The organism is Chryseobacterium sp. SIMBA_028 (assembly GCF_046535285.1).
In the GTDB taxonomy this organism is placed as follows: Bacteria; Bacteroidota; Bacteroidia; order Flavobacteriales; family Weeksellaceae; genus Chryseobacterium.
This window is the reverse complement of the sequence record NZ_JAWRWZ010000002.1, coordinates 445197-454768: the sequence shown is the minus strand read 5'-3', so window position 1 is coordinate 454768 and position 9572 is coordinate 445197. Positions and strand designations below refer to the sequence as shown.

At 37.5% G+C, this 9572-nt stretch carries 11 protein-coding genes; 8 read left to right on the top strand and 3 right to left on the bottom strand.

Annotation, left to right across the window (positions count from 1 at the left end):
• The first annotated feature begins 86 nt into the window (after nt 1–86).
• A complete protein-coding gene (locus tag SCA31_RS04280; protein WP_410695599.1) occupies nt 87–800 on the top strand; it encodes a PDDEXK nuclease domain-containing protein in 714 nt (237 codons plus the stop codon).
• 27 nt (nt 801–827) lie between these two features.
• On the opposite strand, the gene mobB is transcribed toward SCA31_RS04280, so the two are convergent.
• The 3 genes from mobB to SCA31_RS04265 are packed head-to-tail and all read right to left on the bottom strand — an operon-like array spanning nt 828 to nt 2752.
• Nucleotides 828–2105, bottom strand: coding sequence for a conjugal transfer protein MobB (gene mobB / locus SCA31_RS04275; protein ID WP_410695598.1), 1278 nt, complete (start codon nt 2103–2105; stop codon nt 828–830).
• 7 nt (nt 2106–2112) lie between these two features.
• Nucleotides 2113–2544 carry a conjugal transfer protein MobA gene (gene mobA / locus SCA31_RS04270; RefSeq protein WP_410695597.1) on the bottom strand — a complete coding sequence of 144 codons (432 nt, stop codon included), beginning with the start codon at nt 2542–2544 and terminating at the stop codon, nt 2113–2115.
• A gap of 52 nt (nt 2545–2596) precedes the next feature.
• Entirely contained in the window at nt 2597–2752 is a 156-nt protein-coding gene (locus SCA31_RS04265) for a hypothetical protein (RefSeq protein WP_410695596.1), read from the bottom strand.
• A 455-nt stretch (nt 2753–3207) separates the two neighbouring features.
• Here SCA31_RS04265 and SCA31_RS04260 point away from each other — a divergent pair, with 455 nt between their 5' ends.
• The 7 genes from SCA31_RS04260 (at nt 3208) to SCA31_RS04230 (ending at nt 9572) form a co-directional block, all read left to right on the top strand.
• A complete protein-coding gene (locus tag SCA31_RS04260; protein WP_410695595.1) occupies nt 3208–3975 on the top strand; it encodes a ParA family protein in 768 nt (255 codons plus the stop codon).
• 12 nt (nt 3976–3987) lie between these two features.
• A complete protein-coding gene (locus tag SCA31_RS04255; RefSeq protein ID WP_410695594.1) occupies nt 3988–4389 on the top strand; it encodes a DUF3408 domain-containing protein in 402 nt (133 codons plus the stop codon).
• 3 nt (nt 4390–4392) lie between these two features.
• Nucleotides 4393–5028: a conjugal transfer protein TraD gene (locus tag SCA31_RS04250; protein ID WP_410695593.1), complete on the top strand. Its 636-nt coding sequence runs from the start codon at nt 4393–4395 to the stop codon at nt 5026–5028.
• A 735-nt stretch (nt 5029–5763) separates the two neighbouring features.
• Entirely contained in the window at nt 5764–6069 is a 306-nt protein-coding gene (locus SCA31_RS04245; RefSeq protein WP_410695592.1) for a DUF4134 domain-containing protein, read from the top strand.
• An 11-nt stretch (nt 6070–6080) separates the two neighbouring features.
• Nucleotides 6081–6413 carry a DUF4133 domain-containing protein gene (locus SCA31_RS04240; RefSeq protein ID WP_410695591.1) on the top strand — a complete coding sequence of 111 codons (333 nt, stop codon included), beginning with the start codon at nt 6081–6083 and terminating at the stop codon, nt 6411–6413.
• Complete coding sequence (locus SCA31_RS04235) at nt 6410–8917, top strand: TraG family conjugative transposon ATPase (RefSeq protein ID WP_410695590.1); 2508 nt, start codon at nt 6410–6412, stop codon at nt 8915–8917. Before SCA31_RS04240 ends, SCA31_RS04235 begins: the two co-directional genes overlap by 4 nt.
• 49 nt (nt 8918–8966) lie before the next feature.
• Nucleotides 8967–9572 (top strand): DUF4141 domain-containing protein, encoded by a 606-nt coding sequence (locus SCA31_RS04230; protein WP_410695610.1) that lies wholly within the window; start codon nt 8967–8969, stop codon nt 9570–9572.

Genomic DNA, 9572 nt, shown 5'->3' with positions numbered 1-9572 from the left:
GGAAATCAACTTTTATTATAACTTTAAACTAACAAACACTCCCTAAGAGAAAGTCCATTTTCTTTTGAAGACATACATGGCAGGCAGTGCCTGCCAAATTAAGCTGGACCCATATCATCACCTTACTTGGGGTTTCAGATGATACTGCCAGAAAGTTCTATGAAAAACAGACAGTACTTGAGAATTGGGGTTACCGTGAGCTCGAGCGACAAATTAGCTCTTCTCTATTTGAACGCCTGGCACTGAGTAAAGATAAAAAAGGAGTATTACAATTGGCAGAAAAAGGTCATATTATTACTGATTCATCTGAAGCCATAAAAGATCCTTATGTGCTGGATTTTCTTAAAATCCCTCAAAGCCACAGAGTGACAGAAAAAGCTTTGGAACAGAAAATCATCGATAATCTTCAAATGTTCCTTCTTGAACTGGGAAAAGGTTTTGCTTTTGTAGCAAGGCAATATAAAATCTCGCTCCGTAACAGACATTTTTATATTGATCTTGTTTTTTACCACCGTATTCTAAAATGTTTTGTACTGATTGACTTAAAAATAAAACAGGTAGAGCATTATGATATCGGGCAAATGAATCTTTATCTGAATTACTTCAAATCAGAAGAAAACGTTGAAGATGACCATGAGCCTATCGGCATTATTCTCTCTGCAGAAAAAGATGAAGTATTGGTCGAATATGCTACCGGTGGAATTTCCAATAAAATCTTTGTTTCCAAATACCAGCTCTACCTGCCTGATAAAAAAGAACTGCAAAACAAGGTGCAAGCCATTCTGGAAAAAGAAGGTTAAAATGATCTGAGCTTGTATAGTGCTGATTTAGCGTTTACGCTTCTTTCTCTTTTTCATCCGATGAGCAAAATCCAGCTCCTGCTGATCTTCTCCACTGGTAAAAGAGAACAGTCCGCCAAACGAATCAATTAAACCTTCCTCAGATTGATCAGGAATTTGCAATTGTCTCATCTGCAATTTTTCTAAAGAAAAAAGCTCTACATCATTTGCCTCTGCAACTCTTCGTTTTTGATCAACAGGTATTTCTTTCTCCAGTCTTATATTCTTTGTCCATCGTTCATTAAAGGAGTTAGAAGAAAATTCTTTTCCCAGGCTTGATCCGTTCCATACTGTTTTGGAATGATGATCAATAAAGGTAATTCCGTACATAAGTCCTGTATCATTTCTTCGGATTACGGTATTGATTCCCTGCTTTGTTAACTTATTTTTAAAGTCTTTTTCATTATGTGTAGATTGCATCGCACCAGCAATGGCTGCTTTGATATTCACCTTTGATTCACTATTCTTTAAAGCTTCCCTACACTGCATAAAGTATGATTCCAATGCTGAAAGTCCGCTACTTTTACCAAATAATGATGCTTTAAAAGAATGTCCTGCTCGTTCTCCATCTGTATTCAATGAAAAATATAATAACCCCCGCTGCAATTTTCCGTAAAGTTCGCCCTCAACTTTTTCAGCACTTATATTAAAAAGAGAAAGCAGCGAGTTGTACTCACCCAAAGTTCGGAACCTATAATATTGGGGAAGATATCTTATTACAGAAGCAATCTGGCTTTTAACATCCCCGGCCTGATAATCAACCGGATGAAAAATCATTTCCCATTGCTGATCCTTATTTCCAATTGCAGGAAGAAGTCCATATTTTTGTTCCAGTTCCCTGCATATATTCATGGACCTTTTTCTTTCAAATCGATCAGATATTTTTTTTCCTTCTTCGTCCACACATACCGAAACAATGTGGATATGAGTACGACTCGTATCCATATGCTTAAATATGACATAGGGCTGTTCTCCATAACCCATTTCCCGCATATAATCTTCTGCCATCTTTACAAAACGTTCATCACTGACCTCATCTTTTGGATCAGGGTTAAGGGAAATATGCAATGTATGCTTTTCAGTATTTCTATTAGCCGTCAAATAGGGATCAAAAGATTCAGCCAATTGCGAAACAGTATACTTCCCATCAGGCGTTTCAATCATCCTTTTGGTTAGCAAAATTTTCCCATTTTCCTGTTCAACTTTCACATGATTATATGCCAATGCTCCATATAAATTACTTCCTCTTCCAATTTTTGCAATCATTTTCTTCTTATTTTTTCAAATGATTTCTATCAAATTCCTCAGTTATCTTAATAATCTTCTGACATAACACGGCCATTTCAGCTGTTTGCTTTTCCAATTTATACAGAAATACAGCGGCGTTCTTCTCCGAAAAATGAGTGTATAACAACTTAACCAACTGGTTATAATTCACTCCAATTGCACGAAACTGACTGTAAAAAGAGGTTAACCTCATGTAAAAATCTATAGATCCTTTATCAATTATAACGGTTCTTATCTCCCTGGCAAATAATAAAGAGATAATAAATTTGGCTTTGTTGACCATTCCTGATGATTCATAAAGCGACATTAACTTGTCATTTTCCTCATCCGTCAATCTAAATACATGCCGGTGAATACTTGGATTGGTTTTTGGCTTCCTCCCTCCTTTCTTTCTGTAATTACTTTTTTTATCATCCATTAGACATCAATTTTTAATCACTCAATAAAACCCCGACTTCGGAGTGTGTTTTTTAAGCTCCCTGCGGGGCAAGTTGTTTTGAGTGCCTCAAAACACAACTTGCCGTGTTCTGGTGAACACTATAATCCCTCTCACCAGATAAATTGGATATAATAGGAAAAGCGATAAGCTTTTCACCTTCTCCTATCTTTCCCTCTATCTTTCTCACACAACATTTATATAGCTCCACACAACAACTCACCTACAAAGTAAAGCCCTATATCACAAAACATTGTCATTTAAAAAAGGGTCAAATAGTGCCACTCAATGTCAAGATCTACCAGAGATCATCCCTCTTATCCATCAATCACTTTCTTTACCCTAAAGTTGTAATACAGGACGTAAAAAGGGAGCTCTGGTAAGAAATAAAAAAGGAAAGATATAAGGCTCATTTGTTATAAAAGCATACAATTTTAAAAGCATAAAAGCGGTAAAGCATTTTACCTCTTGTCCGACCTCCACCTTTCCAAAGAATATAGTTAACCCAGCAAGCAGAAAAACACATCTATTTGAAAATAGCCCACCCCAAATATTCACAGAAATACAAAAAGGAAGAACAATGTAAAAACATATACCTCCACTGCTTTGCAACATAGAAATGAGACAATTATAAATTTTTAAATAATGGAAACAATAAAGAAAACTTTAAAAATCAGTTTCTCCACCCAAAAAGGAGGTGTGGGTAAATCTACCATGACCATCTTACTTGCCAGTATTTTGCATTACCGTTTAGGTTTCAATGTCCTTGTTATGGACTGTGATTTTCCCCAGCATAGTTTAAGCAATATGAGGGAACGGGATAAAAAGACCATCATGGAAAATGACTATCACAAAAAAGCAGCGACGAAGCAGTTCCAGTCTATTAAAAAGAAAGCTTACGCTATTATCAAATGCAAAGCTGAAAATGCATTGGAACAAGCCCAGGAATACATACAACAATCTAAAGTTATCCCTGAGGTTATTTTTTTTGATCTTCCAGGAACAGCCAATACAAAAGGTGTTCTGACCACATTAAAAGCGATGGACTTTATCTTTTCACCCATCACTGCTGACCGTCTTGTGGTAGAAAGTACATTAGGATTCACCAAGGCTTTTCTCGGACTTCCCCAGAGCAGTAGAAACAATCACAATCAGGCGCTATGGTTGTTTTGGAATCTGGTAGATGGAAGAGAAAAAACGAGCCTGTATAATGACTATGAACATGTTATTGATGAGCTTCAAATCCCTATTATGAAAACAAGGATTATGGATAGTAAGCGTTTCAGAAAAGAGTCCGATGACAGCGGTAATTATGTGTTCAGATCTAGTTTGCTGCCTGCTGAACCTCATCTTATGAAAGCAACGCGAATGGATTTATTCGTCGAGGAATTTTTAAGCATTGTTCATCTTTAAAAATATCAGAATATGGCTAAGGACAACAAAGGAAACAATTTTGAGAAACCCCATGTAGATGAGGAATATTTGATGAATATTATCAGTGGTGAAGAACCTAATTCTAACTTTTCTGATACCCAACAAGATCTTCCAAAAGAAAATAAACCAAAAGAAAAGATCAGAAGCAATTCATCAAAAAAAGCAGATTATGAGGAAACATTTCTAATTAACAGATTTCCATCGGGGCGTAATGGCAAAGTAGTCTACATCCGTCCCGAATATCACGAAAGGCTGCTTAGGCTTGTTCAGTTAACAAGAGATGAAAAAATAACCCTCTACTCTTATATAGACAATATTCTGGAATATCATTTCAGAGAGTTTGGGGATGAAATTACCCATTATTTCAATCAGCGTTTCAAACCAATTTTATAAGCAATGGAAATACTTATCATCACTTGCCTGCTGATCATCATAATACTACTCTTGCAGGATAAAATAACACTCAACGCATGGCCTGATAAAACTAAAATATCAAAAAGAAATACTCCGAAATTTTCTGAGATTATAGGGCCACCAAAAAATACAGGAAGACATCATAAGCAAGAAACTTCCTCAAAATGCCAAATTCACGAACCAAAAATAAATCATGATAATTTAGACATAGAATATGACATTCATGAAAATCTCAAAATTCAGTCTTCTCACAAAGAACAGGATCCGATTTTAATGACCAGCCCTGATTATATTGAGGAGGAAGAAGAATGGAAAAAATATAGAATATCCGGCAAGGATAACGGTTTTGCCCAAGGGGTTACTTTTGAAGAACTAAGCTCCGTGGAGACGATGCTGCAAAAAGATCATTTGGAGCCATCTCAAAAGGAAACAGCGGCAGCCATTGTTCAGAAAATACATGGAACCGAATTATTCAATCTACTGGAAAATTCTATGGAAAGTGCCTCCCGTCAAATCGCTGAGCTATTGGACGGGAGCCTTTCTTCAGAAAAGAATTTTAATTCTTCCTTTTTACAAAATAACAATCCTGGTGGATTTGATATTGGAGATTTTACCTGATAACTAATGCTTAAAACTATTTTTAACACTTTATAACTATAATTATAATTTTTTTAGCTTTTTTAGGCATCTTTATTGCCTCAAACAGAAGCGATTCTCATGTTTAATTTGAGTTTTCATGGTTATTAGTTTTTACCTAGCTCCGGCTAGGTTTTTTTTTGAAAATATCCTTTAGATTTATACTCATAAAAATATATTTTATTTTTCTAAACAAGGATCAGGTCGATCAAGGGGAGTAAAGATGTAATACTTTATAAGTTTTGGATGCTTTTCAAGAGCTTTTTAAAAGAATCTTCTAATGGGTCAAGCTGTTTATCTCCAATTGAACTAAAATACTTTGCCTGCCAGCTATCTTCATCCCCATTATTTAAAATGCACTATGATTCTACTCCTACATCTGGAGCTGCAACTCTAATGATTTTTTTTCGATTTGAAATTTCTTATGTTCTTGCAAGATGACAAACCAGTTCTTCAAAACTGTTTTTAACATCCCCATTAAAAAGTCTTAAGTTAAGCCACTCAGTATTCATCATTACTATTTTATTTAAACTCTCTTAATAGAGATTTTCGTGTAAAAAAAAATATGAAGTAAAAAATTCACCCTCGCAAACTTCCACTTATTGCCAAACAAACTCTCCTAAAGCCAGACTATAATTCCATTTCACCTTACCAATCATCTTTGTCTCCAAGGCCCGCAGACTGTGGGTAATGCTAACCATTTAACCTGTTTACATTATGGAAAAACAAAGAAAAAAGCTTCTGATTTCAGCATTGGCATTGCTGATAATCATCCATTTATCAGCCCAGGGAAACGGCACCGCTGGAATCACTGAAGCCACCCAAATGGTCACCTCTTATTTTGATCCGGCCACAAAACTCATCTATGCCATCGGCGCTGTGGTTGGCCTCATTGGAGGAGTCAAGGTTTATAATAAATTCAGCAGTGGTGATCCTGACACCTCAAAGACTGCAGCGAGCTGGTTCGGAGCCTGTATATTTCTTATTGTAGCGGCAACAATTCTTCGCTCATTCTTCCTTTAAACATATTGACTATGAATACCTATCACATCAATAAAGGAATCGGAAGAACCGTTGAGTTCAAAGGACTCAAAGCACAGTACCTGTTCATTTTTGCAGGCGGATTATTGGCTGTACTTGTATTCGTAATGATCCTCTATTTGACAGGAGTGAATAACTACATCTGCCTCTTTACAGCAGGATCATCAAGCAGTCTTCTTGTATGGCAAACATTCTCAATGAACAAAAAGTATGGAGAACACGGCCTCATGAAGCTGGGTGCTAAGAAAAAGCATCCACGATACATCATCAGCCGTAAGAATCTATTGAGGTATATCAAAATAATCCCTAAAGGACAGGCAGTATGAGAAACACTTCCAAAGCAGCAACACTGGAGAGTAAATTCCCTTTACTCGCCGTTGAAGATCACTGTATTATTTCAAAAGACGCTGATGTTACGGTTTGTTTTAAAGTTAGATTACCTGAACTCTTTACCGTTGCTTCGGTGGAATATGATGCAATACATTCTGCATGGTTCAAAGCCACAAAAACACTCCCTGATTACACGATAGTTCACAAACAGGATTGGTTCATCAAAGAAAATTATGCTCCCGATCTGTCAGCAGAAGATCAGAGCTTTCTTTCAAAATCTTTTGAAAGGCACTTCAATGAGAGGGCTTTTCTCAATCATTACTGTTATCTGTTTATTACTCAAACCAGTAAAGAAAGAATGAAAACGCAAAGCAATTTCTCATCGCTTTGCAAGGGTATTCTCATCCCCAGGGATATAAGAGATAAGGAAACCATTTCCCGGTTTATGGAGGCTGTCGACCAGTTTGAAAGAATCATCAATGACAGCGGATATATTCATCTGGAAAAAATGACGGCAGATGAAATCACAGGAACTCAGCATCAATCGGGTTTACTGGAACAATACCTAACCTTATCAAGAGAATCAGGAGCATCACTTCAGGATCTGCAACTTGGTGCCGAGGAAATGCGAATAGGGAACAACCGCATCAGCATGCATACCTTATCCGATACTGATGACCTGCCGGGAACGGTGTCTTCACATAGCCGATATGAAAAACTGAGTACGGACAGAAGTGACTGTCTCCTGTCGTTTGCTTCTCCTGTTGGCCTTTTATTGAGCTGCAACCATATGTATAATCAATATCTGTTTATTGATAACAGCGATGAAAACCTTAGTAAATTTGAAAAGTCTGCCCGCAATATGCACTCACTCGCAAGATATAGCAGAGCCAACCAGATCAACAAAGAGTGGATCGAGAAATATCTCAATGAAGCCCACTCATTCGGACTACAGTCTATTCGGGCCCATTTCAATGTGATGTCATGGTCTGATGATCCAAGTGAGCTCAAACAGCTTAAGAATGATACTGGAAGCGCCCTGGCATTGATGGAATGCAAGCCTCGTCATAATACCACTGACGCTGCCACTTTATATTGGGCAGGAATCCCCGGCAATGCGGGAGATTTTCCGAGTGAAGAAAGCTTTTACACCTTCATCGAACCTGCGCTGTGCTTTTTCACCGAAGAAACCAACTATCAAAATTCGCCATCCCCATTTGGCATTAAGATGGCTGATCGTCTGACAGGAAAACCCATTCATTTGGATATTTCAGATCTTCCCATGAAACAGGGAATCATTACCAACCGTAATAAATTTATACTGGGACCATCAGGAAGCGGAAAATCATTTTTTACCAACCACATGGTACGCCAGTATTACGAACAGGGAGCCCATGTTCTTCTGGTAGATACAGGAAATTCTTATCAGGGCTTATGTGAACTGATCAAAGGGAAAACTAAAGGTGAAGATGGCGTTTACTTTACCTACACTGAAGATCATCCGATTGCATTCAATCCCTTTTATACGGATGATGGTGTATTTGATATCGAAAAACGGGAAAGCATCAAAACGTTGATCCTTACTCTTTGGAAAAGAGATGATGAACCTCCTGCCCGTTCTGAAGAAGTTGCCTTGTCTAATGCAGTCAGCGGTTATATAGAAAAAATTAAGTTAAGTAACACCTACCCTTCTTTCAATGGATTTTATGAATATGTGAGAGATGACTACCGAAAGATCCTCAACGAAAAACAGGTTAGAGAAAAAGACTTTGACATCGCTAATTTCCTCAATGTACTGGAACCTTACTATAAGGGAGGAGAATATGACTATTTACTCAATTCAGATAAACAGTTAGATCTTCTCTCTAAGCGTTTTATTGTCTTTGAGATAGATGCCATCAAAGATCATAAGATCCTGTTCCCTATAGTGACGATCATTATCATGGAAGTTTTCATCAACAAAATGCGGAGACTGAAAGGAATCAGGAAGCTCATTCTTATTGAAGAAGCCTGGAAAGCCATTGCCAAGGAAGGCATGGCAGAATATATCAAATATTTATTTAAAACCGTCCGAAAATTCTTTGGGGAAGCCATTGTGGTTACTCAGGAAGTCGATGACATCATCCAATCTCCTATTGTCAAGGAAAGCATTATTAATAATTCTGACTGTAAGATCCTGCTTGACCAGCGTAAGTACATGAATAAATTCGATGACATTCAGGCCATGCTCGGTCTTACGGATAAAGAAAAATCTCAGGTACTGTCGATCAATATGAACAATGATCCAAAGAGGCTTTATAAAGAGGTATGGATTGGACTGGGAGGAACTCATTCAGCGGTGTATGCAACGGAGGTTTCCAATGAAGAATATTTAGCCTATACGACTGAGGAAACTGAAAAAATGGAAGTGATGAACCTGGCCTCGGAACTCAACGGAAATGTTGAGCAGGCCATTAAGAGGCTCTCTCTTAAAAAGATTAAAACGAACAAAGAAAATTAAATCATTTTAAAAATTTACGGCAATGAAAAATCTAATCATTACAACACTCATGGCAGCAGTTCTTTCTACAACGACTTTAGCCAAAGCACAGTTTGTGGTCACAGATCCCGCCAATCTTGCATCCGGAATCCTTAACTCAGCCAATGAAATTGTTCAAACCTCAAATACGGTAAGTAACGTAGTAAAAAACTTTAATGAAGTCAAGAAAGTATATGAACAGGGTAAAGAATACTATGACAAGCTGAAAGCAGTCAACAATCTGGTTAAAGACGCCCGGAAAGTTCAGCAGACTGTTTTGCTCGTTGGCGATGTTTCAGAAATGTATGTGAAGAATTTCGGAAAGATGCTTAATGACCCCAATTTCAATGCGCAGGAGCTCACAGCCATTGCCAATGGCTATTCTACCCTATTAACGGAGAGCACTGAACTTCTTAAAGAGCTGAAGCAAATCGTCACCTCTACCCAACTTTCATTGAATGATAAAGAACGTATGGATGTGATTGACAAAGTGTATAAAGAGGTCAAAGATTATCACAATCTGGTACGATACTATACCAACAAAAACATTTCTATTAGCTACTTAAGAGCAAAGAAACAGAACAACACCCAAAGGGTTTTGGACCTTTACGGAACCTCTAATCAAAAATACTGGTAG

Coding starts and splice junctions, on each gene's coding strand:
- mobB (WP_410695598.1), bottom strand. CDS start 2,105: ATGATTGCAAAAATTGGAAGAGGAAGTAATTTATATGGAGCATTGGCA.
- mobA (WP_410695597.1), bottom strand. CDS start 2,544: ATGGATGATAAAAAAAGTAATTACAGAAAGAAAGGAGGGAGGAAGCCA.
- SCA31_RS04260 (WP_410695595.1), top strand. CDS start 3,208: ATGGAAACAATAAAGAAAACTTTAAAAATCAGTTTCTCCACCCAAAAA.
- SCA31_RS04255 (WP_410695594.1), top strand. CDS start 3,988: ATGGCTAAGGACAACAAAGGAAACAATTTTGAGAAACCCCATGTAGAT.
- SCA31_RS04250 (WP_410695593.1), top strand. CDS start 4,393: ATGGAAATACTTATCATCACTTGCCTGCTGATCATCATAATACTACTC.
- SCA31_RS04245 (WP_410695592.1), top strand. CDS start 5,764: ATGGAAAAACAAAGAAAAAAGCTTCTGATTTCAGCATTGGCATTGCTG.
- SCA31_RS04240 (WP_410695591.1), top strand. CDS start 6,081: ATGAATACCTATCACATCAATAAAGGAATCGGAAGAACCGTTGAGTTC.
- SCA31_RS04235 (WP_410695590.1), top strand. CDS start 6,410: ATGAGAAACACTTCCAAAGCAGCAACACTGGAGAGTAAATTCCCTTTA.
- SCA31_RS04230 (WP_410695610.1), top strand. CDS start 8,967: ATGGCAGCAGTTCTTTCTACAACGACTTTAGCCAAAGCACAGTTTGTG.